This is a genomic window from Enterococcus sp. HMSC072F02 (assembly GCF_001837725.1).
Taxonomy (GTDB): domain Bacteria; phylum Bacillota; class Bacilli; order Lactobacillales; family Enterococcaceae; genus Enterococcus_B; species Enterococcus_B lactis.
In genome coordinates this window covers 1-26752 of record NZ_KV833933.1, presented here as the reverse complement: position 1 = coordinate 26752, position 26752 = coordinate 1, and the positions used below count along the sequence as shown (strand labels likewise).

Genomic DNA, 26752 nt, shown 5'->3' with positions numbered 1-26752 from the left:
GTAAATACTTCAAAAATTCAAAAGGAGAATAACCAAAAATTATTTATTAATTACAATTGGAACAAGCTCACTATAATAACTTTCTGTTTCTAAAATATTGTCGGGATATTTTAAATGAAGAGAGTTTACAGTATCGATTACATCTTTTTGATTGAAACCTTCTAAATAGTGGGTACTTGTCCCTTTAGGAGCTATTTCAACGATTTCGATTATCTTTTTAACGATAGATTCTTTATAAGCCATAATCTCACCACCTTTCATAGTGAGATTATATCAAATAAATAAGGAGATGATTTTAATGACACGACAAGAAAAAATAAACATCGTACTTGATGCTAGACCTAGACTAGTCCACATCATCAAATGTGCAAATGATGATCAACTCGATCGTCTAGTTGAAGAAGTCCAAAAAGAGCTTGAACGTGAACTAGATGAAGCAGCTTTCGTTTGATTCTTTAAATTAATAGTATAAAAAAATTGCTCGTATTGATATACGGGCGAATAAGAATATGAGGTGTTTAAACTGTTAAAAAAATCAAGTGTTATTCGAGAATCGTTAGTCGAAGTAATTAATAAGAGTGGTGAGACCAAAAAGGAAATAGCAAGACAAATCAACGTCTCTCAACAGTCATTAAGCGATTGGACAACATTGCTTAATACGAAGCCCGTGACGTTGGAAAATGCTCAGGCGTTAACGGATCATTTTAGAGATTCAGATTTCACTCTTCAAGTGATTCATGAGTTCTTTGGTTTATTTAAATCAATAGATGGTGATGTTTATAGAAGAGATCCATCTTCACTTGATAAGTTGCAAATGATTGAATCAGATGAGCGGAAACAGAAGAAGCAAGAAGTAGAAAAAATTCTTCTTAAACAAGTAAATTACTTAACTGTTGATGATCGTCAACAAATCATTGCATATGCTTATGAATTTTTAGACGAGATCATGGTTGAAGTCACACTAATAAGTGCATTATGCGAAATACTTGGAATCGATATTCGCAAGCTTAGTGAGGAACGGCTGTCGTACTGGGTGGTACAAGGATATATGAAAGGATGATGGAAATGGAAACATTGGAAAATATTTTTCCAAAAAAAGTTGTCTTGAAGCGCAACAGTAAGAGAAACGTCGAAAAACTAACTTACTCAGTTACTGAAGCGGCATTAGCTATAACAACAAATCCACAAAACGTAAAAGCTTTGATCGATATGGGGTACTTGGGTTGCTTAAAGATTGGAGAGATACGGATACCCAAAGCTGAAGTTAACCGTTTTTTAAACAATTATATGAACCGAGATTTGGCTAGTGAAATTGCTAAATATAGAGAGGAGAGAAAGAAATGAAAACTGTATTTAAAATGACTGTCAAGAGCGCTTTGCTTATGAGCCTAGTAGCAATCGTACTAGCAAGTATTAATCCAGCATATGCACTTATTTATTGGGGAACCTTAGTAACGGTTACTGCTGTAAGAGAAAGTTTCAAAATGCCAACACAAAAAAGACCGACCAGCGACGGTAATCGCTAATCGGCAACATAACAAAATAACTTAACTGTATTTTAGCACGAAAGGAAGGCTAAAACAATGAATGATTTTGGACAAGCGCTCGATCAGTATTTGACGACTCCCGAATGGGGCACGCCACATAAAGAGGAGGAAGACGATGAGTAAATCTACCTTAGAAATGAGCCGTCAAGAATGGCTTGAAGACCGTAAGAAAGGCATCGGAGGTTCTGATGTCGGAACGATTTTAGGATTGAATAAGTGGAAATCACCTTATCAACTCTGGCTAGAAAAAACAGGACAAGTAGTACTTGAAGAATCAGGAAGTGAGCCCGCTTATTGGGGTAATGTTTTAGAAGAAGTGGTTGCTAAAGAATTTCAAGAACGGACAGGTAAAAAGGTTCGCAGAAGAAATCAAGTCTTTGAACATCCACTGCATCCGTTTCTAAGAGCGAATATTGATCGGGAAGTAGTGGGAGAAAATGCCATTCTGGAATGCAAAACAGCCAATCAATTTCTCGGTAAAGAATGGGAAGGCGAAGAGGTACCGCTTAGCTATCTCTGTCAAGTTCAACATTACATGAACGTTCTAAACAAAGACTATTGTTACATCGCTGTCTTAATCGGTGGTCAAAAATTTATCTGGAAGCGGATTGAACGAGATCAAGAGCTGATCGATACAATCACTGAACAATTAGTAGAGTTTTGGGAAACGAACGTTCTTGGAGGTATCGAGCCAATTATTGATGGTAGTCAAGCGACAGCTGATTTCTTGAAAGAGAAGTATGCAGATGTTGAAGACGTTCAAACGACGTTACCAATTCATTTCGATGAACTAGTTGAACAGAAAAATGAACTCAAGCGAACCAAGAAAGAAATTGAATCGGCTATTCGACAGGTGGACAACGAGTTCATCAGTGAATTAGGCAAACGTGAAGCTAGTATCGGGATCACTCAAAAAAACATCATCAGTTGGAAACTTGTCCGTACGAGACGTATGAACTCGAAGAAACTAGCAGAGAAATATCCAGATGTCGCAAATGATGAAGAGATTTATAACGTTACTGAATCAAGAAGGCTAACCGAAAAGGAGATCAAATAATATGGCAACAAATGAATCGTTAAAAAATCAATTGGCAGAAAAGCCACAGAAACAAGTTGCACCAGGACAGTTAGGGCTTAAAGCTCTAATGAATACACCAACAATGAGAAAGAAATTTGAAGAAGTACTTCATGACAATGCTAATGCTTTTATGTCGAATGTTATGACTCTTGTATCTAATGACAGTTATCTTGCAGATAGTGAACCGATGTCTATCATGAGTGGTGCGTTAACTGCTGCAACATTAAATCTTGGACTAGATAAGAATCTTGGCTATGCCTATCTCGTTCCATTTAATAGCAAAAACAAGCAAACAGGAAAATGGGAAAAGAAAGCTCAATTTATGCTTGGCTATAAAGGATATATCCAATTAGCCCAACGATCAGGTAAATACAAAGCATTAAATGTGATTGAAGTTTACGAAGGAGAACTAAAAAGCTGGAACCGACTGACAGAAGAGTTCGAGTTTGATCCAAATGGTAGAACATCTGATGAAGTCATTGGATATGTTGGCTATTTTGAATTACTGAATGGATTCAAGAAAACTGTCTATTGGACCAAACAAGAAATTGAAGCTCATCGAATTGCTAACAACAAAGATCGAGATAAGACAAAGTTAAGTGGTGTGTGGGCATCTGATTACAATGCAATGGCACGAAAAACTGTTTTGAGAAATCTTCTTTCTAAATGGGGGATCTTATCCATTGAAATGCAAGAAGCTACCACATCGGATGAGAGAGTCCAAAGAGTTCAAGAAGATGGCAGCATTATTGCTGAAACAGAAGTTGAAGAAGATATTCCTGAAAGAAAAGAAGCAGAGGTTATATCTGAAGAAAATGAAGATGTACAAACTGGATTATTTGATGCATCTAATCCGCCGTTAAACAAATAATGAGGGAGTTTTCTCCCTCAAATTACTAGAACGAAAGGAGGAACACAATTGGATTACATCGGACAGCTTAATGCTTTTGACAATTGGCTTGAATATAACGAGCTTGGCGCTGGTCCCCAACTGCTTTGGTATAAGCTAATGGCTATAGCAAACAAAAGTGGATGGCAGAGCGAATTATCGATTGCCAATACAAGGCTACAAGCAATGACTAAAACGTCTGAAAAAACATTGATTAACAATCGTAATCAATTGATCCAAAACGGACTCCTTCAATATAAAAAGAGAGGTCGTACAAAAGCTGGAGTTTATATTCTTTCTGATCTAACTGGAAATTTTACAGTAAAAACTACAGTAGATAATACGGTAGAAAACTCCGCTACTGGAAATATTCCAGTAGATAGTAAAGTAAATCCGAAAGTAAATAGGGAAGTAAATCCTTCAGTAGATTCTACAGTAAATCCTTCAGCTTATATAAACAATACAAAACAAAACAAAACAAATAAAGAAGATGATGATATAGGCGTGTATGAGTTCATCCAAAAAAACTGGGGGAAAGCACCTACTGGACTTTTGCAAGGAGTATTAGGACCGATGATTAAAGCTTGGGGAGCAGATATGATTCTCTTTGCTTTTAAATTAGCTTTCGAAAACAACGTTGAGATGCCAGGATTGAAAAAATATGTTGAAGCGATATTAAATTCATGGAGTAATCAAGGAATTAAGACAATGGAATCAGCAGAAAAAGCCCAAGAAGATTTTAAGAACAAGAAAAAACAAAACTATCTTCCTAAACGTCAAAACAATGTACGGCGTGAAAAGTTACCTGATTGGGTCAACAAACCTCAAGAAGAAAAGACGCTAGATCCTGATAAAAAAGCAGAATTAGAAGCCCGCTTTGCTGCTTATCAGGCTAAGAAGGAGGCGCTTCTTGAGAATGAATAAATATCGTAATCGAAAAACTATCCATCGAGGTATCAAGTTTGATTCTATTGCGGAAGCAGAGTATTACGATCTAGCCTTGTGGCAAGCTGAAGCGAACGGCTGGAAAGTAAAACTTCAGGAAAGATTTGAGCTGATGCCGAAATTTGAACTAGACGGAAAGAAGTATCGCAAGATCGAGTATATTCCCGACTTCACATTTTATAAAAACGGCAAACTTGTCAAAGTCGTAGATGTCAAAGGAATGCAGACAAAAGACTTCAAGATCAAGGCAAAGTTGTTCTGTCATCAATATCAAGTGCCGTTGATATTAGCTAAAAAATATCGGAATACGTTCAAGGAAGAACGGTTTTAATGAGGTGATCCATCATGACAACAGAAGAAGTGATTCAAATGCGTATTCGAAGCATTCAACGTGAGATTGACGATCTGGAACGAACAAAGGCAGTGATGGTCAATGAAACGGCTAGAAAGGCAATCGATTTGCACATAGAGAATTTAAGAAGGGAAATTCGTAGATTGGAGGAATGAGCGTGGATAAGAAAGCAGCAATGAAACGAATTGCTGAATTAACCAAGTCAGAATCTTGGCAAGAAGACAAAGAAATAGTTGCAGAAGTCCAAAAGCTCGGCAAACCAATGTGGGCTGAAAAAACCAAACGGAGAACGCCGAGAAAAATTGCAATCTGGCATGGTGATCGAATTCTAGTAACAGGTACTGCTGAACAGTTATCTGAAATTACTGGTCTGAGCAAAAACATCATCTGGGATAGAGCTAGGAGCTTATGGATTGATTCAAAGGGACGACAATTTAGGTATGTGGAGGAGAAATAATGAACGAACTAATCACAAAAGTAGAGAAGTGGGCAAAAGATAAGGGATTGGATCAAGCTGATTCGCCAGAAAAGCAGTTTGAGTATGTCAAGGATTTCCCTCACCACGTAGTTACACGTAATGGTGAAGTAGTTGTTTTGAGTTATATAGATGCTAGAGGTCAGTTAAGAAAAGCGAGGATTTTACAGCAGCGGTTAAATACTGATGGTTATCCAATAGTGAAGCTGACATATTTTGGGAAGAAAAAAACGGCAAAAGTACACAGATTAGTTGCGGAAGCATTTATCCCAAACCTAGAAAATAAAGAAACTGTCAATCACATTGACGGTAACAAGATCAATAGCCACATTTCTAACCTTGAGTGGGCTGACAGGTCAGAACAACTTTATCATGCGTACGCTATGGGATTAAAGAAGTATCCAGTTGTAGCAAAAACAGCAGTGAAAGCCAAAAATGGCAAACCAGTAAAATGTTATGAAAAAGAGACAGGAGTAACTAGATATTTTCTTTCTGCAAGAGATTGTTCAAAACACTATGGGTATTCAGAAAGATGGTGTGATAAAAATATTTCTGAAATGAATGGAAATACACGTAAATTTATTTTTGAGTATGTATCCATTGAAGAGGTGAAAGAAAATGTTGACAAAATTACGGTTTCAACGTTAGTAGATTTAGTGAAATTGTGGGCGGTGGAGAGAGGATTGCATAACACTCCTCCGGAAAAACAGTTTTTAAAAGTAGCTGAAGAAACGGCTGAAATTGCTGCTGGTATGCTCCGTGGCAACATGGAAGCTGTGAAAGACGGCATAGGAGACGTAATCGTCACGCTGATTATCCTTTCCATGCAAAAAGGGACAAACGTACAAGAGTGTTTAGAAATGGCATACAACGAAATCAAAGGACGTACAGGGAAGATGGTAGATGGTGTATTCGTGAAGTCGAGTGATTTGGAGGATAGCAAATGAACTATACACAACAAGAACTGACTGATTTATGTCCAAAAGATGTGGCTGAGTTCATCAATGATGAAGTCCTGCCTAAATATGCAGATGGTTTAAATACAGCAGAAAACGTTACAGATTTTATGATTAATGATGCTATTGATCGTTTGAGATTTTTAGAAATAGATTGTATTGCTTATTATCGTCTACACGCAGAAGTTGCTTTGATTGATCCGTATATTGCTTTAAGCCAAAATCGAAAAATACTCGTAGCCTATATTGATACCAAACAGATTTTAGAAGGCAGAGATGTCGAGATAGAGATCGATGAGGAGGAAGCGGAATGAATGTTCAAAATAGCATTTTATCTGTTCGATTACAAAGATGGTTCGTTTAAGAAAGTTTATTTCCATCACTGGAATGATAGCAAGCCTGTTTTTACAAAAAACAAGAGGAGAGCTCAGGAGTATTTTGATGAAAGATCAGCAAATAAAGATATAGTGCAGTTAAAAAAAGCAGAATCACCATCTGCGAAAACATTATCTATAAAATGGGAGGAAACAGAATGAAGATTTATGTAGTAAAGTTTGGAAATCAATTTTACAGAAGTGATGAACGTTCTATAGGGGCTAACACATTATCCATTGTAGACATACTCCAAAGTGCAAGATGGTTTGATAATCTCGAAGAAGCTAACCAAGTTTCACGACGACTTGGTGGATTAACGCAAGTATATGAACTGGTCACTGTCGATCACGAGGAGGTAGAGTAATGAAACTAAAAGACGGATTTTACGCTAGTAGTCATGGTATTGGCGGTTTGATGCTAGATATGCCGACAAAGAATCCTAAAAAACGTAAGAAACCAAAAGTCAAAGTCGGTGACATGGTTCGCTGCGAAGCAGAAGGGTTCATCTATCCATTTCGTGGATATGTAGAACACGTCTATAATCACTCAGCGATCATTCGCATTGAAAACACGATGGAATGTGACAAGCGGTTAGCGAAAAGCAAAGAGAATTTAGCAGTGGCTCGATTGGTGGATATGGAGGTAATTAACTAATGATCACAAACGTTATTAGTATCACAGCAATAGTTATTCTACTTTTGACGGTTGTTTCCTTGAATAACGAAGCAACTAATCTCAAAAAAGAAAACAATAAACTAAAAAGCATACTGAAAGACACGAAGTATGCTGAAATTGTCGATTTATTATCTGATGACAAATAAAACAGCAAGCCATTATTAGCTCGCTGCTCGTGACAAATATGATTTGCCCCTGCCAAGGTAAGTCTATTATATCACAGGAGGCAGCTATGGAGTTAAAGGTAATTGGATTAAGCGACATTGAAAAAATGCAAGGAGAACATTGTTTAATCATTATTTCAAACGGTCAAATGAAAAGTGTCGAGCTTCCTTCGTTTGGAACAACAGTTATAGAGTCTCATTGCAATAAAGTTAAGCAAGTTAAAGAAGAAGTAAAACAACTATTTTAAATATAATCCTACCAGAAAACTGGCGGATACAAGTTAACAAGAATTTTCTTGTTGATTTGTGTCCGTTTTTTTATTTGCGAAATTGAGGAGGCTATCTATATGAATGAGTTGATTCAAGAATACAAAACTGACTTGAATATATTGAAAAAACAGCATCAAAAAATTTTAAATAAACGATATCGCGTGCCTGTTAACGAAAATGGGAGAGTGATACATAAATTAATAGATGATCGCACTCCTCAAGACATCGCAGATCAAAAAGTGATAGCAGAAGCTATATCAACAACAGAATATGCTTTATTTTGGCTAGAAACAGGGAGAGAAAAACCATTTGATGATGAACAAGCTAAGAAGATACCAAAACATAGGAGAGCCGTTAAAGTGGCAGATATCGATGTTATGAGTTATCAAGTTTACTTGCAAGAAATAGAAAAACCTGCTGAAGAGACGATTTCCCCAAAGAAAAGAGAAATGTTGCTCCAAGTGACGGAGATAGAATCTTTATTGTCTAATAAAGAACTGACATTATTCCATCTGATCAATAAAGATCTATGCACTTATGGAGAAGCTGCTGAAAAAATGGACTTAGCTGTTGGAACAGTCAAATCCATGTCTCAGAGGATAAAAAATAAAATCGATAATTATTTTGAATATGGACACCAAATCAACCTTTTTGAGATTAGCTAAAATTTGTAAACCATTCCCACCTATAAGTGAAGTCAATTATTAGATTAGACACTCACAAGTTAATTCATTCTTTTATTCCGAATAATTGTTCTTCAAAAATAAATCATGCATCGTTTTCGATGCTTCTTCTTTAACGATAGTCAGTGGCAACCAACATAAATAAAAAGGATGTGAACTCAACTCCTCCTAAAACGTTCTTATTATCTATTTGTTGTCACTGGCTATTTCATACATATTATAGGGAGGCAAGCTGATGAGGAAATACTGGTATGTGTCATTGATCAACGATTATCCAAGATGCAAAGATTGTCGTGATAAAAGAGTTGTTCAATCTGTTCAAATGAAAAGCAAATATTCTGTTATAGAGATGATCAGAGAAGCCGAACCGAATGAAATTGATGCATGCCGTTTAGTCTATTGCGGTCATGGTTTCTATTCAGATAAACACATAAAGGAAAATCTTTCAAAGTATATTTAAGTACAATCAAGAAACTGAGAGGTGGTGAGAATGGTTGAACTAAAAAATAATAAACAAGAACAATTTGCAAAAGAATATCTAATTGATCTTAATGCAACGCAAGCGGCCATTCGAGCCGGATATTCCAGCAAAACTGCATATTCTCAAGGACAACGGTTGTTGAAAAATGTTGAAATTCAAACTCGTATTTCTGAATTAATGAATGAAAGAAGTCGTAGAACAGAAATAACTGCTGATCGTGTGATCCAAGAAATAGCTAAAATTGCTTTTTCGGACATCGGAGAATATATGACTTGGGATCAAGATGGAAATATAACCATGCTTTCAAGTGATAATTTAGATACGAGTGTAATTCAAGCTATAAAAAGTAATCGAACTTTACGACCGATTGGCGATGGAGAAGAAGTTATAGATTCATCTTTAGAAGTGAAGTTTCATCCTAAACTTAAAGCTCTTGAGTTGCTTTATAATCACGTTAATGGTTCAGACAAACTATCTAAGGCTCAGGTTAGAAAGGCAATTGCTGAAGCAAAAATAATTGAAAATAAAGCAGATAAGTTAACTGCTGGAGGAAAAGTCAATAATCTGCTTCAAGCTCTCTTAGATGTTAAATCTGGAGGTGATGGAAGTAATGGAACTGAAGTTTAGCCCGAAACAGATTAGTAATATTAATCAAGTGGTTCAAGGGATTACTTTTGAATTGAATGAAGGAACACCTCGTAGTGGGAAGACAACTTCCGATATTTTTAAAATGGCTGATTTTTATTTGAGATCCCCTGATCAAAACCATCTTGTAACTGCTTATAACCAGGAACAAGCTTATAGAATGTTTATGGATGGAGATGGATTAGGCTTGGTTCATATATTTGATGGTTGTTCCGATATACGACACGATGAACATGGTGATCATCTGTTGTTATATGCTCCAAACGGTGAAAAGAAAATTTATTATAAAGGCGGAGGGAAGATAAACTCTGTTGGGGCTATCACGGGTATGTCTTTAGGAACGGTGACATTTCTCGAATTTAATCTATTGCACAAAGACTTTATCAATGAATGCTTTAGACGGACATTTGCCGCTGAATGGCGTTACCACTTAGGAGAACAGAACCCACCAGCGCCAAACCATCCTAATATTGAATTGCTTGAACGTTTTGAGAAGTCAGGACGTTTTTTATTTCGTCATTGGACACCGAACGACAATCCAATTTTAAGTGAGGAGCGAAAGAAAGAACTTTTTGATGAGCTTTCTAGTAGTGAATATCTTCTAGAACGTGACTGGTACGGACATCGAGTATTACCGCAAGGTGTTATCTATGCTATGTTTGGCAAGAACAACAAAGCTACCGAGATAAAGGGGAATATAATTGAAACTTTTTTTACTGCAGATGGTGGGCAAGCTGATGCTACGACTTGTGCTTTTTGGGTGGTTACTCATCACGAAGGAAAGTTTTATTTGTATCGTTTAGCTAACTACTATCATAGCGGAACTGAGACTGGAGAAACCAAGGCGATGTCTATATACGCTAAAGAAATCAAAAAGTTTGTCGAGTGGTGCTATACAAAATGGAAACATCTTCCTCGATGGAACTGGTTCTTTGTCGATCCAGCATGTAAAACACTAAGAACAGAACTGGATTTAATTGGTATTGAGACTGATAAAGCTGATAATAATAGTTCTGACAAAGTTTCGAGTAATGGATTGAAAATCGAAGTCGGCATTGAACGTCTCCAAAATACGATGACTAGTGGACAATTCATCATCTTGGAAAACGGCGAAGAATATGATCACTACAATTTTGAAAAAGAAATATCTATGTACGTAAGAAATGACAATGGATTACCGATTGATAAATATAATCACGCTCTCGATGAAGCGAGATATGGAAACAATTATTTCTACAAAACTTACATCGCCTAGAAAAGAGGTGGACAAATGTTCGATAAATTAAAAGCTTTGTTTAGGATTGGAGGTGCAAAAATAGGAATGGTTGAAACATTGAATAGTATCACAGATCATCCAAAGATTGCTATGAGTGATAGCGAATTAAGTCGAATAAGGAACAATAAAGAAATTTATAGAAACGTTTATGGGGACATAGAATATATCAATAGTGATGGTTATAGGCAGACGCGTCCTTTTCACTCGTTGAACGTATCCAAAGTAGTGTCCAGAAAGTTATCTAAGCTAGTATTCAACGATGGATGCAACATCAGTTTGGATGATGAAAAAGCTGATGAATTTTTGCAGTCGGTATTTGCTGACAATAAATTCAGGAAAAACTTCGGAGAAGAGCTAGAGGCTGGTTATGCCATTGGCGGTTTAGCTTTGAGGCCTTACGTGGATACTAATTCAGGTAAAATCAAAATTTCATTTTGTCGAGCTGATACATTTTTCCCTCTACAATCCAATACCAATGATATTTCAGAAGCAGCCATCGCTACTGTAACTCAGCAAGCCGAGGGACAAAAGACAATCTATTATACTTTGCTAGAATTTCATGAATGGGTTGACGGAAAGTACCGCATCAGAAACGAATTGTACCGATCTGAAGAACAAAAGCAAGTTGGTGTGAGGATTCCTCTCAACTCTTTAGAAAAGTATAAAAATCTGCAGGAGGAGACGATCTTAGATGGTTTTAGTCGTCCTCTTTTTGTGTATATAAAGCTAGCGGGTAAAAATAATATTAATTTAGATAGCCCACTAAGTTTGGGTGTGATCGACAACGCTAAGCGACAATTGGCAGATATCAATGAAAAATACGATGAGTTTATGTGGGAAATAGAAGAAGCTAGAAGAAAAATTTTAGCATCTGATCACTTTTTCAGAGTTAAATATGACAGCAATGGAAAACCAGTGAAGCGGTTTGACAGTAAAACATCTGTTTTTCAACGGCTTAAATCTGATGAACCTTTTATTGATGAATTCGCTCCATCATTGCGATCAACTGAATTTATAGCAAGTATCAATTTCATTTTGCGAATTATTGAGCTCCAGACAGGCTTTTCTAGTGGAACATTTAGTTTTGATGGCCAGTCTGTTAAAACAGCGACTGAGATAATTAGTGAAAACTCTGAAACTTTTTCTACTCGGTCAGATAATGTTCTTATTGTAGAAGAAGCGTTGAAAGAATTGATCACTACGATTTTTGAACTTGCTGAGGCATACAAGTTATTTAATCCTGTCAAAGAATTAGGAATAAATATCGACTTTGATGATGGTGTTTTCCAATCACAAGATGCCAAGGCTGATTATTACTCTAAACTAGTAACAGCTGGCTTAACATCTAAGTTAACTGCTATTCAAAAACTTACTGGAGTTACAGAAAAAGAAGCAAAAAGGATAGTATATGAGATTAGGGCTGAAACTCTTGATATGGATTACTCAGAGCATGAGCAAAACATAATTGAGGGACAATTAGGAAGTGAAGAATAATGGTTTCTCCACATCAGTTAGACTTATGGTCTTCTAATATGGCTCATCTATATCAATCGTTAGAAGGCGAATTAATACGTATTATCATCAAACGATTGAATAGTGGGCACGATAATATTTTAGATTGGCAAAGAGAAAAACTGCAACAGTTGCATCTATTTAATAAAGAAACTGCAAAAGTGATTTCTCAAATAACAGGAATTGCTGAATCTGAAATTGAAAGTATGTTTGATAGCTCAGGAGAAAAGATAATCAGAGACTTAGACAAACAACTACCTTACGATCCTAAGACTTTGCCATCGAACCTAGACAATGTCATGAAAGCTTATCATGATCAAGTATGGTCTGACATAAACAATTATGTGAATCAAACGTTACTATCTACCAATTTTGGCTACGGAACAGCTACCGCTCAAATGTACACAGAAATAATTAACAAAACGACTGCTGCATTTAACAGCGGTCTTTTTACATTCGATGAAGCACTAGAAAGAACGATTCAAGGATGGGCTCAAAAAGGTATTAAGTCTACTTTTATTGATAAGGGAGGGCATACATGGAGCCTAGAACGGTATGTTAGAACAGTTTTAAAGTCTACCCTATCAAATACCTATGACACATTAAGAAAAGACCGCATGAGCGAGTATAGTGTCCACACCGTGCTAGTCACAAGCCATATGGGAGCAAGGCAAGCATGTTCAAAGATTCAAGGTCATGTGGTTGACTTACGACCCATGTCTGAATTACCTCCCAATTGGAAATATAGAAGTATTTACGATCCATATTGGCAAGCAGAATATGAAACTGCAGGCGGGCACCGAGGTGTAAATTGTCAACATATGCATATCCCATTTATTCCTAGTGTCAATACAAATAATCAACCTAAATTCAACGAAAAAGAAAATAAAAAGGTTGCGGAGTTAACTAAGAAGCAACGCTACCTAGAACGTCAGATTGTGAAATATAAAAAGAATAGAATGGTCTCAGAAGCTCTCAGACAAGACGAAAACGCAAAAGAGTGGGCGAAGAGAATTAGAGCCGCACAAAGTCGATTGCGTACTCTAGTTGATTCTAATGAGTATTTGAGTAGAAATTACGTAAGAGAGAAGGTATACACACCTATTAATACCTTACTGAAAGATTTTCACTATGATGATTTTTAAGTCTAATCAACGATTAGGCTTTTTTATTTTGCTTAGACCTGCTCGGAAGTCTCTAAAAGACGGCTCACAGTGGGAGTTGCCACTCTAAAAACACTTAGGAGGAAAAGAAAATGAAAAAAGAAGATCTTATCGCTTTAGGAATTGACGAAGAAATTGCTAAATCAGTTATGGCTTTACATGGGAAAACTGTTACGCAGTTAAATGCTCAAGTAGCTACTGCAGAACAAGAGCGTGATCAGTTCAAAGAACAGCTTGACTCTAACCAGACTGAATTAGACGCACTTAAAGAAGCTGCAAAAGGTAATGAGGGACTGACTCAACAACTTGCAGATTTACAAAGTAAATTTGATGCTGCCAAATCTGATTCTGAAACAAAACTTGCAGAGCAGCAGAAAGATTTCGCTATCAAGTTAGCTTTAAAAGAAGCGAATGCGCTTGATGAAGAAATTGTGCTTGGTCAACTAGATAAAGACACTATTAAAGTTGTCGACGGTAAATTACAAGGTTTTGAAGAACAATTAAAAGGACTTCAAGAAAGTAAATCATTCTTATTTCAAGAAGCAAAAGACCCTGAACCAACTCCGCCGACACCAACGATTGTTACCCCTGGAAATCCTGCTGGTTCTACAGCGGGTGGTAAAAGTATTGTACAAAAAATTCAAGAAAGATTAGGTGAATAAATATGGCTTTAGTATTAGACTCAAAAGATTTAGCAACCATTGACAAAGAATTTAGAGCTGATTCCCAAGTGTGGGATGTCTTAACACAAGGTGCAAAAAGTATCACTGCAGCTGACTTTGTCGGGGCAAACGAAGTACGTATCAACAAAATGTCAGGATTCGTGGATGCAACACAATACAAACGCAATGGAGAAAATGCACGCAATCAAATTAGTATTGAAAAAGAGACAATCAAGCTTACTCATGAAGACTGGTTCGGTTATGATGTAGATCAATTAGATCAGTCAGAAAGCGCAGCGTTGACTATTAATAATATTGTCACAGAACATAAACGACTAATTACAGTTCCTCATCGTGATAAAGTTGCTGTTCAAGTAATGTATGACAATGCAGGTAAAAAAGTGAACGAAACTTTAACGGAAGACAATATTCTAGCTGCATATGATGCCGCTGAAGAATATATGACTGACAATGAAGTACCTGGTGGCTACGTAATGTTTGTATCAGCAGCTACTTATCGTTTATTAAAAAATGCCAAAGGTGTTAGCAAAACATTCACGACAAACCAAATGTCTATTAATGGAATTGATAGAACAGTAGCTCAGATTGATGGCGGTGTTCCTATTCTAAAAGTAGCGAAAGATCGTTTTTCCGGAATAACTATTGAAGACACACTTAACTTCATTATCGTTCCACTAACTGCAGTGGCACCTATTGTTAAGTTTGGTACGGTTGACACAGTGCCGGCATCACAAGATCGAAGCGGCTATCGAGATACGATTAAAGGTTTAGATTACTATGATGCTATCGTATTCGACAACGCTAAAAAAGCAATCTATATTTCTTACGTCCCAAAAGCGTAGCCCCTTCAAGTGTTACGTTGAACAAAACAACTCTAACGCTTGAAGTAGGGGCGACTGAAACGTTAACAGCAACTGTTTCGCCTGAAAATGCAGCTGATAAATCTGTTCAGTTTTCTTCTAGCAATACAGCAATTGCTACTGTAACTCCTGTACAAGGAAAAGTCACAGGTGTTGCCGCAGGAACAGCAACGATTACTGGAACAACAGTAAATGGTAAAACAGCGACATGCGAAGTTACTGTAACAGAAGCAGGAGGAGGGGCATAGTTCCCTCTTCTTTTAATAAGGAGGGATGTTATATGCCTTATATTGAATTTGAAGAATTCAAAGATCTTACTGGGAAAACAGATGATTTTAAAGCTGCTTTCAAAAAGCATTTGTCAAAAGCAACTGCTGTTCTAGATAGCATCACTAACTATTTTTATCAATTTAATAAAATTGAGGAAGATCCAATTGATTTTCGTGTAAAACAATTTAAGCTAGCTTTATGTTCACAAATTATATATTTCGATGAAGTTGGAGCAGATACTTATGAAAGTATCAATAATACACCACAAAGCTTTTCTGCTGGAAGAACGAGTATCTCAAACTCTAGTAGATATAATCCTTCAGGAAAAAATGAGAGTAAACCACTTGTTGCTGAGGATATCTATATTTATTTAGAAGGAACGGGTTTGTTATATCGAGGTGTTCCGTCATGGTGATGCCTAAGCCTCCAGTACAATTTCTAGTGGATTCTTTTATTTATCGAGAATATTTAGGAGAAGGAGACTATAACCAACCTATTTATGGAGATTATGTAACTATAGAAAATTGTCGGATTGACCGAGGAAGTCAGTATTCTTTTTCACCAAGTGGCAAGCAGTTGCTCTATAATGCAGTAATTTTTTGTTATAAGACTTTAACTACCCCTTTACCGAATTTCAAAGAACAATCATTAGTTATTTATGATGGTAAAGAACATGTCATCACTAAGATCGAAAAGATTACAGAAGCGTATTCAGATGCTATCTATTCATACGAATTAGAGGTGATTTGATGGGTATTAAAGTTAATCTTGATGGAGTTAGAGCTAAAGTCAGCCCACAGGCTATGAAGCGAGGAAGATACGCATTAGCCAACCAAGCAATGGCTGACATGAACTCATTTGTACCTAAAAAGAATAATATCCTTCGCCAAAGTGCGCATATCGAAAGTGACGGCAGCGCTATTCTGTATGAAACGAAATACGCAAGAAGACAGTTCTATCTAAATGGAAAAAAATATACTACTCCAGGAACAGGTCCAAGATGGGATTTTAAAGCAAAAGCGTTATATATGCCTTCTTGGAAAAAAGCATATATGAAAGGGGCTGGAATTAAGTAATGGATTTTATCGATCGAATCAAAGACAAGATAAATGATATTCCAGACTTGCCATTAAAAATAAAAAAAGGATATCTTTCTGCTGACGAAAGCTTAGTAATTTACCCATTACCAGGCGGGCAAAATCTTGTGGAATACTATGACGGTATTAAAGATGTACAACTAAATTTTGAAATTGCGATGAAGTCAAAAGATGGTCATAGAATTGAGCAAACGCTTTGGCTTATCTCTGATTCGTTAGAGCGTGTGTCAGACGTTGCTAGCTCTGATGGATCTTTTGAATTTAACAATTTAACTATAACGAGCAAACCTTTCATCAATGATGCTGATGAACAAGGTTGGTTCGTTTTTTTATTAGATTTTCAAACAAAATTAACCACATTTGAGGGGGAAAATAAATGAGACGCAAAAATGCCTTACAAAGCTATTTTATTCAATTAATTACAACTACTAATGCTGATACACCAAGCGAAGACGGTTGGTTGGAGTTAGCAAAGTGGATTTCCAACGTTGATGATAATTCGAACGAAGAATCTGAAACTACTGGCTACTATGATGGGAACGGCGAAGGGGAGACAGACGTTACTTCTCATCAGTTAGGTTATTCATTTACAGGCTTATACGATGAAGATGATGCTGCGATGGCGGCTATTGAGGGCATGATTGGAAAATCAGGAGATGCTCGGAAAGTGTGGTTCAAAGTAGTGTCTGCATCTGGTAAAAAACAACGTATTGGTAAAGCAACAGTAACAGAGCCAGTTGCTCAGGTCGGCGATGCTACTGCATACGGTGATTTCTCATGCGGTATCGCATTTGATAGCACACCAGAAGCAGAAGATGTTCCTGTTACACACTAATGCACCCCAGAACGTAACTGGGGTTTTGAATGTTGATGGGTCAGTTTCTCTTTCTTGGGATGCAGTGCCCAAAGCAAAATCTTATATTCCACACTATACCGATGCGAATCAAACAGATCCGCACGATGCCAACAAAATGGGATATACGGAAACAAATTCTTGGACGTTACCAGCAGCAGATATGCCACATCTAGAAGCTGGCGATGAAATCCGTTTCTACATCCAAACTTACAACGAGGTTGGCCAAGGGGCTAATGATATCGAGAAAGCACGCTATCTGCATGACGGTGAATTCTTAGGTTCTGCTTGGTCCATACCAGTAGTATTAATCAAAAAATAAGTCGAGCTGTCCGTCTGGGCAGCTTTTTTAGGAGGATAACATGACTAACAAATTATCATTTCAAATAGAGAAAAAAGGTTTTCCTATCAATATTGGAGAAGTAGAGTTCTTTTTCGGTACTACTCCAGAAGAACTGACACGTTTTTTTGATACTCAAGCTGAATTTGAGGAACAGGTTAAGGAACTTAAGCAACAACTTAAACAGATCAAGAATATCGAACAACCAGAAAAAGAAGATGCTATTAAGATTATTGATCTAACGAAAAATCTAGCTAAAGCAGAATATGATTCGTTGCTTGGTGAAGGATCATTTGAAAAAATTTATTCTGTTTATCGTGATGTTGAGCAATTAATAGACTTGTTTGATCCGATTTCTTTTGAAGTTGCGGAAGCAATTGAAAAAGAAGCTTTGAAACGTAAAGATACTCTTTCTAAGAAGAAAGCTGATTTATTGAAAAAGAAAGCATTGAAAAATAAGAAAAAGAAGTAGGTGATTAAATGCGGTTAAATGACCCGTTAGTCACTTCGATAGAGGTTGATGGTATAGAATTACCTATCGATTTAACATTTGATAATGTACTAGATGTTTTTGATATTTTGGAAGATAGTGATTTATTTCCAGAAGAAAAAGTGAATATGTGTTTAGAACTGTTGATCAGTGACTTTGAAAAAATTTTTCAAGGCTCGTCTGAACAACAGTTTTTATTATTTAACTACATTTTAGAAAATTATATTTCTGTAGGAGATAGTGATGGTGTTGAAACTGATCGTTTAGGCAATCCTATGCCTAATGCAGTTAAAGAAAAAAAGACCATCAGCCTAGTTCATGATGCTAAATACATCTATGCATCGTTCAGACAAATTGGCATCAATCTATTTGAAGAGCAAGGACGGATGATGTGGGAGGAATTCCAAGCATTGCTTGAGAGTTTGCCAGACGACACCATTCTTGCTCGAATCATCCAGATTAGGACATGGGAACCGAGCAAAGGAGAATCAGCTAAAGAAAAAGAACGCATGAGAAAGCTACAACAAAAATATGCATTGCCTGATTCGGAGGTAGGTGAAGACGATGGCTGATGGAAGAGTAGAGATAGAAGTTGATGTGGATGGTAAAGGCGTTACCATACTTAACAAGGGTCTTGATCAGTTAGAAGGTAAGAGTAATAAAGCAGGAGCCTCAATTAAAAATTTGGTTGTTTCCTTAGGCCTCGTTAAAGTTGCGGCGGCTGCTTTTAATGTTTTAAAGAATTCGCTAGATTCCGCAATTAGCCGTTTCGATACTATGCAAAAATTCCCTAAAGTAATGAAAGCTTTAGGTTTTAGTGCAGAGGACTCTCAGAGATCCATTAACAAATTATCCGATGGAATTGATGGTTTGCCAACTAAATTAGATGATGTTGTAGCAAGTACACAACAAATGACAGCAATCACTGGAGATTTAGATAGATCCACGGACACTGTTTTAGCATTAAACAATGCATTTCTTGCGTCTGGCGCTTCAACAGAAGATGCCAGTCGAGGTATGCAACAGTATAACCAGATGCTTTCAACTGGGCAAGTCGACTTAGAGAGCTGGAAAACTTTACAAGAAACCATGCCCCTTGCTTTGCAAAAAACAGCTGAAGCAATGGGATTTGTTGGGAAATCAGCTCAAAGAGATCTCTATAATGCGCTTAAAGAAGGAACAGTAACATTTGATCAATTCCAAGATAAACTGATTGAGCTAGGAACTGGAACAGGAATGTTGGCAACCTTGGCAAAGGAGAATTCGCTGGGGATCGCTACTTCATTCGGAAATCTAAGTAATGCTGTTTCTAAAGGTGTAGCTAATCTTATTACTAAGTTTGATGAACTGGTGCAAAAACTTACTGGTAAAACGATTGCTCAAAATATTGATAGTATGAAATCTATTATTAATGAATCATTTGAAGAAATGTCAAAAGTAATGGACATATTGATAGATAATACTGATGATATGATTTCTGCTTTTAAAGGCCTATTAGACATTGTGGAATTGTTAGCTCCAGCTTTTATTGCAGCCACTGGAGCGTATGTAGGCTTCAAAACAGCATTAGCTCTAGGTACATTAATAAGTTTTGTAGGAAAAATCTATGGAGTAATAACGGCCCTAGGTAGTATGGTCAGCATGTTTGGAGTATCTGGAACAGCTTACGCATTGTTATCTGCTATTATTCCAGCTGGTCTGACGGTATTTCAACTACTTTCAGGTGTTATAGGAGCAGCAGTTGCAGCTTTCATCTATTTTTATAAAACAAGTGAAACGTTTCGAAATGGCATAAATAAAACTATTGAAGTTGTAAAATCTGGACTGATTAAGTCATTTGAATATCTAAAAGGAGTCTTTATTTCTATATTACCTACACTTCAAAAAGTAGCTGATACAGTAGGAAACTATCTTGTTAAAGGATTTCAAAAAGTTGTCGAAGTCGGATCAGCAATTGCTTCAGTAGCGGTACCAGCTTTTTTTAATTTTGTTGATGCAGTAAAAAGAATTGTTTCTTCTGGCATAGAAAGATTTGGCTCTACTCTTTCGCAAATAGGCTCTGTATTGTCAGGGATTTTTTCTTCTGGTATAGAATTGGCAGGTAATCTGCTGGAAAAATTTGGAGGAGCTTTTGGTAAAGTCGGCGGAGCAGTTTCTCTAGTTATCGGCATTTTGACTAAAGTAGCAATAGCAGCACTAGGGCTTACTGGTCCATTCGGATTAGCAGTTTCTTTAATTATTTCATTTATATCTGCGTGGGCTAAAACTGGCGATTTTAGTGCAGATGGAATCACAAAAGTGTTTGATCAATTAAGTGAAACAATTAGCAACGTGGCAGATTCTATCTCTCAATATCTCCCGCAAATTATCGAAAGTATTACTTCTGTGATTACAAGTATTGTCGACAAAATAGTTGAAATGTTACCGCAACTAACAGAGATAGCTATACAGCTTATTCAAACATTGACGGATGCAATTGTTACTTATTTGCCTAAATTGATTGAAATAGCCACGAAAATAATAACTACTATTGTACAAGGCATTTCATTAGCACTTCCCGCACTGCTGTTGGCTGCAACAGAGATAATTACAAAACTCATTTCTGCTTTTGCTGAGCTTCTACCAAAAATTATTGAAGTTGGCACAAATTTGTTAACTATGCTTATTCAAGGGATCGTAGCAGCACTACCTACGATAATTGAAGTTGTCATTCAGATTATTAATACACTGATTGATGGGTTCTTAACAGTACTACCTATGCTTTTAGAAGTTGGATTACAAATCATCACTTCTCTCGTGAATGCGATAATAACTGCATTGCCTCAACTTGTTGAAGCATCTACCGTTATCGTTACTACTTTGCTAACAACAATTATTGAAGCTTTACCGACATTAATTTCTGCAGGAATACAAATGTTAATGGCGCTTATCGGAGGCATAATTTCTATTCTTCCGTTGTTAATAAATGCTGCTATCCAAATCACAATGGCTTTGATTAGTGCATTAATCAGTGCACTTCCGCAAATTATTGCTGCTGGCATTCAGCTGTTATTAGCATTAATACAAGGAATAATCTCGATATTACCACAGTTGGTTGCAGCGGCAATTCAAATCACTATTGCTCTAGTTAATGCGTTGATTAGTGCTTTGCCTCAATTGATATCAGCGGGTATTAAATTGATTGTTGCGTTGGTAGATGGAGTGATCTCAGTACTTCCTCAATTAGTATCAGCTGCTATTCAATTAATGGCTGCTTTGTTCAAAGCTTTAGTAAGTGCTATACCACAACTTTTATCAGCTGGTGTCCAATTGATCAACGCACTTATTAGAGGAATCTTGAGCTTATTGGGACAATTATTATCAGCTGGAGCGAGATTAATTACTGGATTATTGAGTACTATAGCTCAGTTTCTTGGACAAATGGTGAATGCTGGAGCCAATTTAATTAGAAACTTAGTTTCTGGGATTCTTAGTGTGATAGGGTCAGTAACCAGTGCAGTATCTAATATCGGAAACTCTATAATAGATACTTTGAGTGGGATTGATTTATTTGAAATTGGTTCAAACATCATACAAGGATTAATTAACGGTATCGGTTCAATGGTTGGAGCAGTTGCTTCTAAAATTTCTGAAGTAGCGGGAAACATTAAAGACAAAATAACTGGCGCGCTTGGAATTCATTCTCCATCACGTTGGATGAGAGATTACGTTGGTAAGTTTATCCCTCAAGGAATAGCTGTAGGTATCGAAGCAGATGCGAAATCTGCATATTCAGCAATGAATAAGCTTTCTAATGGTTTGATGAATTCTATCACGCCAGAATCAGCTCTTGGCACTTCGAGGATGGGGATGGCATCTGTTGGATCACAGATAGTTAATAATACCTACAACAGTCAGAAGCAATTTGATGTTGAAAAGCTTGCACAAGTATTTGCAAAACAACCAGTACGGGTCTCAAGTTATTTAGATGGAACTTTAGTAGGGGATAATATGGATCAACGTTTTGGAAAAGTATTGAATCGTAGATCGTACATGAGAGGAGGATAGTTTAATGAATGAGAAAACACGTGTATATCTTGCATTTTCTGATGAAATTGTCGAATTGACAAATAATTCTTATCTGAGATTGATTGACATTAATATAGGTATGCCAGTGGCAAAAAATGAGTTTGTTGAATTTTCTGGCACGAATGGAAAGCGTCTTTCGAACAGCTCGTTTGACGCTTTTCCTATTACTCTCTCATTTGATATTCGAAGTAGAGAGCAATCAATGTTTGACTTAGTTTTACAAAAGACGGAACTCCGCGAATTGTTTACTAGAGAACCAGAATTTTATCTAATTTACAGCAAAGAGCCAGGTAAAAAATATCGAGTAGTTTATGATTCTATTGACGATGAAAGAAAAGGCGTAATTTACACAAGATATACTGTAAATCTGGAAGCTATCAAAGGATATTCTGAATCCATCGCAACTACTTTAACGGATTTCAACCTAGAGGAAGAATGGCAGTTCTCGCAAGGGTTAGTGGCGGAAGATTACAAGTACACGCATCAGACTAGTCACTTCATTATTTATAATGCTGGAAGCTTCGAGATTGACCCGCGAGAACATTATCTGCGTATTGCGGTAGAAGGGGAGTCAGAGGGCAACGTGACAATCTTCAATAAAACTACTGGTGATCGCTTTGTTTATTATCCTTCACTTTCTACTAATCTTGGACAGACGTTGGTCTTAGATGGCGTGATTCCAAAATTGAACGGCGTAAGTTGCGGGATCAATACGAATCATGGCCTAATCAATTTGGTTGAGGGAGTCAATGAAATCGAGATCCAAAATATTACTCGCGTGAAATCTTCATGGGATTTCCGTTTCTTATATAAGTAGGTGATTGAGTGACTGATTTAATTATTCGAAATTATGAACAAACCAAAGAAGAAATCCTTGTCGGTTATGACAAGGGTTCTTTTTATGAAAACTGGCAACAAAATGAAACGTGGGAGATCGGCTTTACCGTTACCAACAATTCGTTGAATCAGGAAGTATTTGATTTAGTTGAATACGAGTCTTCTGTTTTCTACAACGGACAGGAATTTGTGATCAAAGAAATGACTCGCGAAGCACTTGGACAGTTATTGACGAAACAAGTGGTTGCGACACATATCTATTACACCGTTCAAGATGGTTATCAGTACAATACAGTAACTGGTGCGAGATCTATTAGCCAGTTGCTCACGCATGTATTTAGTGCAGGGAGTCGCGGCTTTACATGGGAAGTCATTGATCCAAACAAAAAATTCCTTACCGTTGAACAAGAAAATTTCGGTAACGCGAATTACTTGAAGCTGATCAATGAGATTCTATCTGACTATAATGCAGTCGTGATTCCGAATAATAAACATCTAACTTTCTATCCTGCCAGTGAGTACGGCCAGCGGACGGAAGAACAGATTCGCTATAAATACAATACAGATGAAGTGTCTTTCGATATTGATACGTATTCCTTGAAGACGCAAATCAAAGGTTATGGAAAATTGAAAGATGGCGCAAATACTGAGGATCCTAAAGATAGTGACTATAGATTTACTCCTATCACTTACACAAGTCCTGAATCACAGAAATGGGGAATCAGGATACAAGACCCTATTAAAGACGAACGGTATACCGTATCAGGGAACATGCTCGAGCGGTTAAAGACAGACTTGCAAGACTATCCAAGTATTTCGGGATCCGTAACGTTGAAATGGAAAATAAGTCCCGAAAAAGGCGATCACGTTCCATTCATTTATGAACCTTTAAATATCAATACGTACATTCAAGTGGTAGGAATCAAGACGTATCCAGCGATACCAAATAAGCCACCAGAAATCACATTGAGCAACACAAAGAAAACAATGACGTCGATACTCGCTGAAATGGCGAAGAAAGGAGTGATTTGATGGGGTTATTAAAATTAATCAGTAACCGTATCTCTACGGAATGGAAAGAGAAATTTAACAAAAACATTGACTACCTCAATGATCTTGAGAAGAAATTGTCTGATCAAGACAAATCAACGAACAGTCGTATTGATAATATCGTGCTTCATTCAGGCGGTGATTCTCCTAACGAAGTAGTGGATGCACGTGTAAACAATAGAGGAGAAACCTTTCCTACGTTACACGGCAGATTGGTAGAACATGAAAAACTGACAGATGAACAAATTAGCGAATTAATTACAAATGCCGCTAGTCAAAAAGCACAAGTGGAGCAATTAAACAAAGCAGTCCAACAAATCATTGGAGGGTATAACGAGCCCATCAATATTTATGTTTCAAAAGATGGAAACGACCAGACTGGAGATGGATCTCAAGAGAAACCATTTCTCACGATTCAAACTGCAGTCAATTCAGTTCCGCTAATTACAACATCATCTGTCACCATCTGGATTAGCGATGGGGTGTATTTGGAAGATGTATATGTCAATGGATTAACATTTAGAACATTTGTCATACGTCCTTTAAATGATACCAGCACATTAGACCCACAAGTGTCTGATTGTCCAGTAAAAGTTAGAAGTATTATGTTCGCAACATGTACTGGCTATTGTCAAATCGTTGGAATGCAGATCGTTGACACTGCAAATTCTCCACTTTTTCAAGGAAGACAGTATGGAATTGTCAATGAACAGAGTGGCTATATGGCTATTAGTCAGTGTAAATTTGCGGAGAATACTAAATCATTGGCATATAACGCTGTATATGTAGGTGGGACTTCTAAGATGAATATGTATGGTTCAACAACGTTCATTAATCAAGACATAGCTGTGCAAGTTCGTTTGTTATCAGAGTTTAGTGTGGGCGACTTGAAGGGTTCAGGCAATAACATTGGGGTGTACGTTGATGCAGCAACTGCTAGATATGCCAAGCCAGCTGCAGGATTTGCAACAACTGAAAATAAAATTATTGGCAGAGGTTTGATTATCAACAATGGGCAGGTGTTAAGCTGATGGTTTATAAAATGAATGAATCGATCATTATGATCCAAGCAGAAGCAATCAATCCGATTCAGACAAATGTTGTTTTTTGGTCGCATGATCGAGGAACAGCCAAGCTTCGAATGAAGTTAGTTCGGAAAAACGGCATCCCTCAAAGCTTACCCGAAGGGACAACTGTTCCGATTCGCTTGATGTTCAAATCTGCAACGGCAGAAGGTGGTTATGGTAAACATGACTATCTAGCTACGGTAGAAGATCCTGTGAATGGGATTGTTTCTATTGTGTTAGAGGATAATATACTGGGATACGTAGGCACCGTAGAAGGTAGCGTATATATTGATTTTCCAAACGACCGCTCGTTAGATACAGCTGGTCGTTTTACTTTTGACATCAAACGCAGTCCAATCGATGATAGTACACCAGAACTAGAAGATTATTATTTCAATGGTTTCAGTCAGACCATTGATAAAATTGAGAAAATTCTAGCTGATGGGAAGCAAGAAATTGAGCAGAAAATTGCGGAATCTGAAACGCAGATTGATGCGAAATTAAAAGACACAAACGACAAAATCACGAAAGCCAATCAAGATGTCGCAACTCTCAATACTAATATTGATAAAGCGAATGATCGTATCGATCAAACGAATCAGCAAATCGGCGATCTCGGCAAGCTGAAGAAGATGTACTCCAACAGCATCGACTTCGGGGACTATGATTATAGTGGGAATCCTAATGTTATGAGTAAGCCTTATATTGCTGAAAATATAACTGGCGGTACAACAGGATTAGTTGTAACCCCAATTGATGATGGAGCAAGAATAGAAAAAACACGAGTTGATATACCCGCATCGTTTGATTTACCATTAGGTAATCTTTTGAATAATACAGATTATATAATTTCATATGATGTGCTTGTGGAAAATGGATATGTAGGAGATTTAAAAACATGCAATATTGCATTGGATGGACAGTTTGATAGAAACCTTAAGTATCTTGCCGTTTTTTATATGAGTAGCGTAACTTCAACAGAGGTATGGCAAAAGGTTTCTGTAAAATTCAATAGCGGTGCCAATATGGAAAAATTAACTGGTTTTAAGTTTAGAGTATTTTTATCTCAAAGTGTTCAAGTAGCCTTAAAAATAAAAAATGTGAAAATTGAACGCGGCTCTACAGCCACCCCTTACCAACCTAACTTACTGGATGCACCGTATTATTTGAGTAAGGTGGCTTTGGGTGAAAATATAATTACATCAAAAAGTTACGATAATTCTAATTACTTAATTGGTTCATTTGATATTAATAAAACAATTAATAATGGTGATAAATTAACTTTTACAATACAAGGAACAAAACCAGCTAACAAGCAATTTGGTATGTATATTCAAACAACCACAGGTGCAGCAACCGAGTTTCAAGGACATCTTACACCAGTTGAAGGCTTAACAGACGTGTGGTCATGGTCTAGCGGTGCTAAAATATCTAAACCAATAGGAAGTGGGGCAAAGGTGGTAATTTATCAACTCCCCCCAGAAAGTCAAGTTCCTAACGGTAAATGTACTATTTCATGGGCAAAACTAGAAAAAGGCGACACCCGAACCCCGAATATTAGTCAATTTAAATACTTCGGTGAAGGCTTGAAAGACAGTAACAATCCGAACGACTACAGCTGGGACATCAAGCCTGAATATACTGAAAAAGG

The 26752-nt window shown here is 37.0% G+C and carries 40 protein-coding genes and 1 pseudogene; 40 read left to right on the top strand and 1 reads right to left on the bottom strand.

The genetic code is table 11. The features are described from left to right. Positions 1-39: 39 nt before the first annotated feature. Positions 40-243: a hypothetical protein gene (locus HMPREF2731_RS04670; RefSeq protein ID WP_002301568.1), complete on the bottom strand. Its 204-nt coding sequence runs from the start codon at positions 241-243 to the stop codon at positions 40-42. Between the two features lie 55 nt (positions 244-298). Here HMPREF2731_RS04670 and HMPREF2731_RS15020 point away from each other — a divergent pair, with 55 nt between their 5' ends. From HMPREF2731_RS15020 to HMPREF2731_RS04485, 40 genes and pseudogenes are all read left to right on the top strand, one after another. After that, entirely contained in the window at positions 299-451 is a 153-nt protein-coding gene (locus tag HMPREF2731_RS15020) for a hypothetical protein (RefSeq protein ID WP_002301569.1), read from the top strand. 63 nt (positions 452-514) lie between these two features. Beyond that, positions 515-1060, top strand: a complete 546-nt coding sequence (locus tag HMPREF2731_RS04665; RefSeq protein WP_002319161.1) for a hypothetical protein — start codon at positions 515-517, stop codon at positions 1058-1060. Then, positions 1057-1344, top strand: a complete 288-nt coding sequence (locus HMPREF2731_RS04660; protein ID WP_016627808.1) for a hypothetical protein — start codon at positions 1057-1059, stop codon at positions 1342-1344. The genes HMPREF2731_RS04665 and HMPREF2731_RS04660 overlap by 4 nt, the downstream gene beginning before the upstream one ends. After that, complete coding sequence (locus HMPREF2731_RS04655; RefSeq protein WP_002319163.1) at positions 1341-1526, top strand: hypothetical protein; 186 nt, start codon at positions 1341-1343, stop codon at positions 1524-1526. Before HMPREF2731_RS04660 ends, HMPREF2731_RS04655 begins: the two co-directional genes overlap by 4 nt. A 136-nt stretch (positions 1527-1662) precedes the next feature. After that, complete coding sequence (locus HMPREF2731_RS04650; protein ID WP_070872419.1) at positions 1663-2604, top strand: YqaJ viral recombinase family nuclease; 942 nt, start codon at positions 1663-1665, stop codon at positions 2602-2604. Between the two features lies 1 nt (position 2605). Further along, positions 2606-3496 (top strand): recombinase RecT, encoded by an 891-nt coding sequence (locus HMPREF2731_RS04645; protein ID WP_002303277.1) that lies wholly within the window; start codon positions 2606-2608, stop codon positions 3494-3496. Positions 3497-3544: 48 nt separating this feature from the next. Beyond that, entirely contained in the window at positions 3545-4438 is an 894-nt protein-coding gene (locus HMPREF2731_RS04640; protein ID WP_070872417.1) for a DnaD domain-containing protein, read from the top strand. Further along, positions 4431-4790 carry a DUF1064 domain-containing protein gene (locus HMPREF2731_RS04635; protein WP_002324927.1) on the top strand — a complete coding sequence of 120 codons (360 nt, stop codon included), beginning with the start codon at positions 4431-4433 and terminating at the stop codon, positions 4788-4790. Before HMPREF2731_RS04640 ends, HMPREF2731_RS04635 begins: the two co-directional genes overlap by 8 nt. Before the next feature lie 14 nt (positions 4791-4804). Then, positions 4805-4966: a hypothetical protein gene (locus tag HMPREF2731_RS04630; RefSeq protein WP_002301517.1), complete on the top strand. Its 162-nt coding sequence runs from the start codon at positions 4805-4807 to the stop codon at positions 4964-4966. Continuing rightward, on the top strand, positions 4963-5268 hold the full coding sequence (locus tag HMPREF2731_RS04625) for a hypothetical protein (protein ID WP_083325472.1): 306 nt from the start codon (positions 4963-4965) through the stop codon (positions 5266-5268). The genes HMPREF2731_RS04630 and HMPREF2731_RS04625 overlap by 4 nt, the downstream gene beginning before the upstream one ends. Continuing rightward, positions 5268-5639 (top strand): annotated as a pseudogene (locus HMPREF2731_RS15495) (HNH endonuclease); the annotation flags it as partial. The gene HMPREF2731_RS04625 and the pseudogene HMPREF2731_RS15495, both read left to right, overlap by 1 nt. Positions 5640-5942: 303 nt before the next feature. Continuing rightward, positions 5943-6233, top strand: coding sequence for a MazG-like family protein (locus HMPREF2731_RS15265; protein ID WP_371113394.1), 291 nt, complete (start codon positions 5943-5945; stop codon positions 6231-6233). Continuing rightward, positions 6230-6556: a hypothetical protein gene (locus HMPREF2731_RS04615; RefSeq protein ID WP_070872416.1), complete on the top strand. Its 327-nt coding sequence runs from the start codon at positions 6230-6232 to the stop codon at positions 6554-6556. Before HMPREF2731_RS15265 ends, HMPREF2731_RS04615 begins: the two co-directional genes overlap by 4 nt. After that, complete coding sequence (locus HMPREF2731_RS04610; protein WP_070872414.1) at positions 6557-6778, top strand: hypothetical protein; 222 nt, start codon at positions 6557-6559, stop codon at positions 6776-6778. Then, positions 6775-6981, top strand: coding sequence for a hypothetical protein (locus HMPREF2731_RS04605; protein WP_010829631.1), 207 nt, complete (start codon positions 6775-6777; stop codon positions 6979-6981). The genes HMPREF2731_RS04610 and HMPREF2731_RS04605 overlap by 4 nt, the downstream gene beginning before the upstream one ends. Next, positions 6981-7271, top strand: coding sequence for a hypothetical protein (locus tag HMPREF2731_RS04600; RefSeq protein WP_002326228.1), 291 nt, complete (start codon positions 6981-6983; stop codon positions 7269-7271). Before HMPREF2731_RS04605 ends, HMPREF2731_RS04600 begins: the two co-directional genes overlap by 1 nt. After that, on the top strand, positions 7271-7438 hold the full coding sequence (locus tag HMPREF2731_RS15015) for a hypothetical protein (protein ID WP_002326227.1): 168 nt from the start codon (positions 7271-7273) through the stop codon (positions 7436-7438). The genes HMPREF2731_RS04600 and HMPREF2731_RS15015 overlap by 1 nt, the downstream gene beginning before the upstream one ends. A gap of 86 nt (positions 7439-7524) precedes the next feature. Then, positions 7525-7704, top strand: a complete 180-nt coding sequence (locus HMPREF2731_RS04595; RefSeq protein WP_002326226.1) for an XtrA/YqaO family protein — start codon at positions 7525-7527, stop codon at positions 7702-7704. Between the two features lie 99 nt (positions 7705-7803). Beyond that, positions 7804-8391 (top strand): hypothetical protein, encoded by a 588-nt coding sequence (locus HMPREF2731_RS04590; RefSeq protein WP_002326225.1) that lies wholly within the window; start codon positions 7804-7806, stop codon positions 8389-8391. 253 nt (positions 8392-8644) lie between these two features. Then, the gene (locus tag HMPREF2731_RS04585; protein WP_008265984.1) at positions 8645-8869 is read left to right on the top strand and encodes a hypothetical protein; all 225 of its coding nucleotides are present in this window, start codon (positions 8645-8647) and stop codon (positions 8867-8869) included. Positions 8870-8899: 30 nt separating this feature from the next. Then, on the top strand, positions 8900-9517 hold the full coding sequence (locus tag HMPREF2731_RS04580) for a terminase small subunit (protein WP_002309108.1): 618 nt from the start codon (positions 8900-8902) through the stop codon (positions 9515-9517). Then, positions 9501-10790: a PBSX family phage terminase large subunit gene (locus HMPREF2731_RS04575; RefSeq protein WP_002324918.1), complete on the top strand. Its 1290-nt coding sequence runs from the start codon at positions 9501-9503 to the stop codon at positions 10788-10790. Before HMPREF2731_RS04580 ends, HMPREF2731_RS04575 begins: the two co-directional genes overlap by 17 nt. 15 nt (positions 10791-10805) lie before the next feature. After that, positions 10806-12305, top strand: a complete 1500-nt coding sequence (locus HMPREF2731_RS04570; RefSeq protein WP_002326223.1) for a phage portal protein — start codon at positions 10806-10808, stop codon at positions 12303-12305. After that, positions 12305-13468, top strand: a complete 1164-nt coding sequence (locus HMPREF2731_RS04565; protein ID WP_002326222.1) for a phage minor capsid protein — start codon at positions 12305-12307, stop codon at positions 13466-13468. The genes HMPREF2731_RS04570 and HMPREF2731_RS04565 overlap by 1 nt, the downstream gene beginning before the upstream one ends. Before the next feature lie 110 nt (positions 13469-13578). Beyond that, positions 13579-14148 (top strand): phage scaffolding protein, encoded by a 570-nt coding sequence (locus tag HMPREF2731_RS04560; RefSeq protein WP_002326221.1) that lies wholly within the window; start codon positions 13579-13581, stop codon positions 14146-14148. Between the two features lie 2 nt (positions 14149-14150). Beyond that, the gene (locus HMPREF2731_RS04555; RefSeq protein WP_002326220.1) at positions 14151-15011 is read left to right on the top strand and encodes a hypothetical protein; all 861 of its coding nucleotides are present in this window, start codon (positions 14151-14153) and stop codon (positions 15009-15011) included. 17 nt (positions 15012-15028) lie between these two features. Next, positions 15029-15277, top strand: a complete 249-nt coding sequence (locus HMPREF2731_RS04550) for an Ig-like domain-containing protein (RefSeq protein ID WP_002326219.1) — start codon at positions 15029-15031, stop codon at positions 15275-15277. 32 nt (positions 15278-15309) lie between these two features. After that, entirely contained in the window at positions 15310-15714 is a 405-nt protein-coding gene (locus HMPREF2731_RS04545; protein WP_002326218.1) for a head-tail connector protein, read from the top strand. Next, complete coding sequence (locus tag HMPREF2731_RS04540) at positions 15708-16049, top strand: putative minor capsid protein (RefSeq protein ID WP_002326217.1); 342 nt, start codon at positions 15708-15710, stop codon at positions 16047-16049. Before HMPREF2731_RS04545 ends, HMPREF2731_RS04540 begins: the two co-directional genes overlap by 7 nt. After that, complete coding sequence (locus tag HMPREF2731_RS04535; RefSeq protein ID WP_002326216.1) at positions 16049-16375, top strand: minor capsid protein; 327 nt, start codon at positions 16049-16051, stop codon at positions 16373-16375. The genes HMPREF2731_RS04540 and HMPREF2731_RS04535 overlap by 1 nt, the downstream gene beginning before the upstream one ends. Then, on the top strand, positions 16375-16776 hold the full coding sequence (locus HMPREF2731_RS04530) for a minor capsid protein (RefSeq protein ID WP_002326215.1): 402 nt from the start codon (positions 16375-16377) through the stop codon (positions 16774-16776). The genes HMPREF2731_RS04535 and HMPREF2731_RS04530 overlap by 1 nt, the downstream gene beginning before the upstream one ends. Next, positions 16773-17231: a phage tail tube protein gene (locus HMPREF2731_RS04525; protein ID WP_002309120.1), complete on the top strand. Its 459-nt coding sequence runs from the start codon at positions 16773-16775 to the stop codon at positions 17229-17231. The genes HMPREF2731_RS04530 and HMPREF2731_RS04525 overlap by 4 nt, the downstream gene beginning before the upstream one ends. Continuing rightward, positions 17212-17571 (top strand): fibronectin type III domain-containing protein, encoded by a 360-nt coding sequence (locus HMPREF2731_RS04520; RefSeq protein ID WP_002324913.1) that lies wholly within the window; start codon positions 17212-17214, stop codon positions 17569-17571. Before HMPREF2731_RS04525 ends, HMPREF2731_RS04520 begins: the two co-directional genes overlap by 20 nt. A 40-nt stretch (positions 17572-17611) precedes the next feature. After that, the gene (locus tag HMPREF2731_RS04515) at positions 17612-18061 is read left to right on the top strand and encodes a hypothetical protein (protein ID WP_002313620.1); all 450 of its coding nucleotides are present in this window, start codon (positions 17612-17614) and stop codon (positions 18059-18061) included. A gap of 8 nt (positions 18062-18069) precedes the next feature. Further along, entirely contained in the window at positions 18070-18651 is a 582-nt protein-coding gene (locus HMPREF2731_RS04510) for a Gp15 family bacteriophage protein (protein WP_002326214.1), read from the top strand. Continuing rightward, on the top strand, positions 18644-22126 hold the full coding sequence (locus HMPREF2731_RS04505; protein ID WP_002326213.1) for a tape measure protein: 3483 nt from the start codon (positions 18644-18646) through the stop codon (positions 22124-22126). The genes HMPREF2731_RS04510 and HMPREF2731_RS04505 overlap by 8 nt, the downstream gene beginning before the upstream one ends. Before the next feature lie 4 nt (positions 22127-22130). After that, positions 22131-22964, top strand: coding sequence for a phage tail family protein (locus HMPREF2731_RS04500; protein ID WP_002326212.1), 834 nt, complete (start codon positions 22131-22133; stop codon positions 22962-22964). A gap of 8 nt (positions 22965-22972) precedes the next feature. Further along, on the top strand, positions 22973-24016 hold the full coding sequence (locus tag HMPREF2731_RS04495) for a phage tail protein (RefSeq protein ID WP_002326211.1): 1044 nt from the start codon (positions 22973-22975) through the stop codon (positions 24014-24016). Further along, on the top strand, positions 24016-25065 hold the full coding sequence (locus HMPREF2731_RS04490) for a hypothetical protein (RefSeq protein ID WP_002326210.1): 1050 nt from the start codon (positions 24016-24018) through the stop codon (positions 25063-25065). Before HMPREF2731_RS04495 ends, HMPREF2731_RS04490 begins: the two co-directional genes overlap by 1 nt. After that, the coding region (locus tag HMPREF2731_RS04485; RefSeq protein ID WP_070872412.1) for a BppU family phage baseplate upper protein at positions 25065-26752 on the top strand (1688 nt) is incomplete at its 3' end. The genes HMPREF2731_RS04490 and HMPREF2731_RS04485, both read left to right, overlap by 1 nt.

Bases quoted from the DNA above. Each gene is read 5' to 3' on its own strand.
- HMPREF2731_RS04565 (WP_002326222.1), top strand. From the start codon at position 12,305: ATGGTTTCTCCACATCAGTTAGACTTATGGTCTTCTAATATGGCTCAT.
- HMPREF2731_RS04520 (WP_002324913.1), top strand. From the start codon at position 17,212: ATGTTCCTGTTACACACTAATGCACCCCAGAACGTAACTGGGGTTTTG.
- HMPREF2731_RS04590 (WP_002326225.1), top strand. From the start codon at position 7,804: ATGAATGAGTTGATTCAAGAATACAAAACTGACTTGAATATATTGAAA.
- HMPREF2731_RS04575 (WP_002324918.1), top strand. From the start codon at position 9,501: ATGGAACTGAAGTTTAGCCCGAAACAGATTAGTAATATTAATCAAGTG.
- HMPREF2731_RS04505 (WP_002326213.1), top strand. From the start codon at position 18,644: ATGGCTGATGGAAGAGTAGAGATAGAAGTTGATGTGGATGGTAAAGGC.
- HMPREF2731_RS04515 (WP_002313620.1), top strand. From the start codon at position 17,612: ATGACTAACAAATTATCATTTCAAATAGAGAAAAAAGGTTTTCCTATC.
- HMPREF2731_RS04545 (WP_002326218.1), top strand. From the start codon at position 15,310: ATGCCTTATATTGAATTTGAAGAATTCAAAGATCTTACTGGGAAAACA.
- HMPREF2731_RS04560 (WP_002326221.1), top strand. From the start codon at position 13,579: ATGAAAAAAGAAGATCTTATCGCTTTAGGAATTGACGAAGAAATTGCT.
- HMPREF2731_RS04630 (WP_002301517.1), top strand. From the start codon at position 4,805: ATGACAACAGAAGAAGTGATTCAAATGCGTATTCGAAGCATTCAACGT.
- HMPREF2731_RS04645 (WP_002303277.1), top strand. From the start codon at position 2,606: ATGGCAACAAATGAATCGTTAAAAAATCAATTGGCAGAAAAGCCACAG.
- HMPREF2731_RS04635 (WP_002324927.1), top strand. From the start codon at position 4,431: ATGAATAAATATCGTAATCGAAAAACTATCCATCGAGGTATCAAGTTT.
- HMPREF2731_RS04600 (WP_002326228.1), top strand. From the start codon at position 6,981: ATGAAACTAAAAGACGGATTTTACGCTAGTAGTCATGGTATTGGCGGT.
- HMPREF2731_RS04490 (WP_002326210.1), top strand. From the start codon at position 24,016: ATGGGGTTATTAAAATTAATCAGTAACCGTATCTCTACGGAATGGAAA.
- HMPREF2731_RS04585 (WP_008265984.1), top strand. From the start codon at position 8,645: ATGAGGAAATACTGGTATGTGTCATTGATCAACGATTATCCAAGATGC.
- HMPREF2731_RS04570 (WP_002326223.1), top strand. From the start codon at position 10,806: ATGTTCGATAAATTAAAAGCTTTGTTTAGGATTGGAGGTGCAAAAATA.
- HMPREF2731_RS04605 (WP_010829631.1), top strand. From the start codon at position 6,775: ATGAAGATTTATGTAGTAAAGTTTGGAAATCAATTTTACAGAAGTGAT.
- HMPREF2731_RS04525 (WP_002309120.1), top strand. From the start codon at position 16,773: ATGAGACGCAAAAATGCCTTACAAAGCTATTTTATTCAATTAATTACA.
- HMPREF2731_RS04660 (WP_016627808.1), top strand. From the start codon at position 1,057: ATGATGGAAATGGAAACATTGGAAAATATTTTTCCAAAAAAAGTTGTC.
- HMPREF2731_RS15020 (WP_002301569.1), top strand. From the start codon at position 299: ATGACACGACAAGAAAAAATAAACATCGTACTTGATGCTAGACCTAGA.
- HMPREF2731_RS15015 (WP_002326227.1), top strand. From the start codon at position 7,271: ATGATCACAAACGTTATTAGTATCACAGCAATAGTTATTCTACTTTTG.
- HMPREF2731_RS04595 (WP_002326226.1), top strand. From the start codon at position 7,525: ATGGAGTTAAAGGTAATTGGATTAAGCGACATTGAAAAAATGCAAGGA.
- HMPREF2731_RS04650 (WP_070872419.1), top strand. From the start codon at position 1,663: ATGAGTAAATCTACCTTAGAAATGAGCCGTCAAGAATGGCTTGAAGAC.
- HMPREF2731_RS04580 (WP_002309108.1), top strand. From the start codon at position 8,900: ATGGTTGAACTAAAAAATAATAAACAAGAACAATTTGCAAAAGAATAT.
- HMPREF2731_RS04670 (WP_002301568.1), bottom strand. From the start codon at position 243: ATGGCTTATAAAGAATCTATCGTTAAAAAGATAATCGAAATCGTTGAA.
- HMPREF2731_RS04530 (WP_002326215.1), top strand. From the start codon at position 16,375: ATGGATTTTATCGATCGAATCAAAGACAAGATAAATGATATTCCAGAC.
- HMPREF2731_RS04625 (WP_083325472.1), top strand. From the start codon at position 4,963: ATGAGCGTGGATAAGAAAGCAGCAATGAAACGAATTGCTGAATTAACC.
- HMPREF2731_RS04555 (WP_002326220.1), top strand. From the start codon at position 14,151: ATGGCTTTAGTATTAGACTCAAAAGATTTAGCAACCATTGACAAAGAA.
- HMPREF2731_RS04610 (WP_070872414.1), top strand. From the start codon at position 6,557: ATGTTCAAAATAGCATTTTATCTGTTCGATTACAAAGATGGTTCGTTT.
- HMPREF2731_RS04500 (WP_002326212.1), top strand. From the start codon at position 22,131: ATGAATGAGAAAACACGTGTATATCTTGCATTTTCTGATGAAATTGTC.
- HMPREF2731_RS04535 (WP_002326216.1), top strand. From the start codon at position 16,049: ATGGGTATTAAAGTTAATCTTGATGGAGTTAGAGCTAAAGTCAGCCCA.
- HMPREF2731_RS04655 (WP_002319163.1), top strand. From the start codon at position 1,341: ATGAAAACTGTATTTAAAATGACTGTCAAGAGCGCTTTGCTTATGAGC.
- HMPREF2731_RS04615 (WP_070872416.1), top strand. From the start codon at position 6,230: ATGAACTATACACAACAAGAACTGACTGATTTATGTCCAAAAGATGTG.
- HMPREF2731_RS04510 (WP_002326214.1), top strand. From the start codon at position 18,070: ATGCGGTTAAATGACCCGTTAGTCACTTCGATAGAGGTTGATGGTATA.
- HMPREF2731_RS04540 (WP_002326217.1), top strand. From the start codon at position 15,708: ATGGTGATGCCTAAGCCTCCAGTACAATTTCTAGTGGATTCTTTTATT.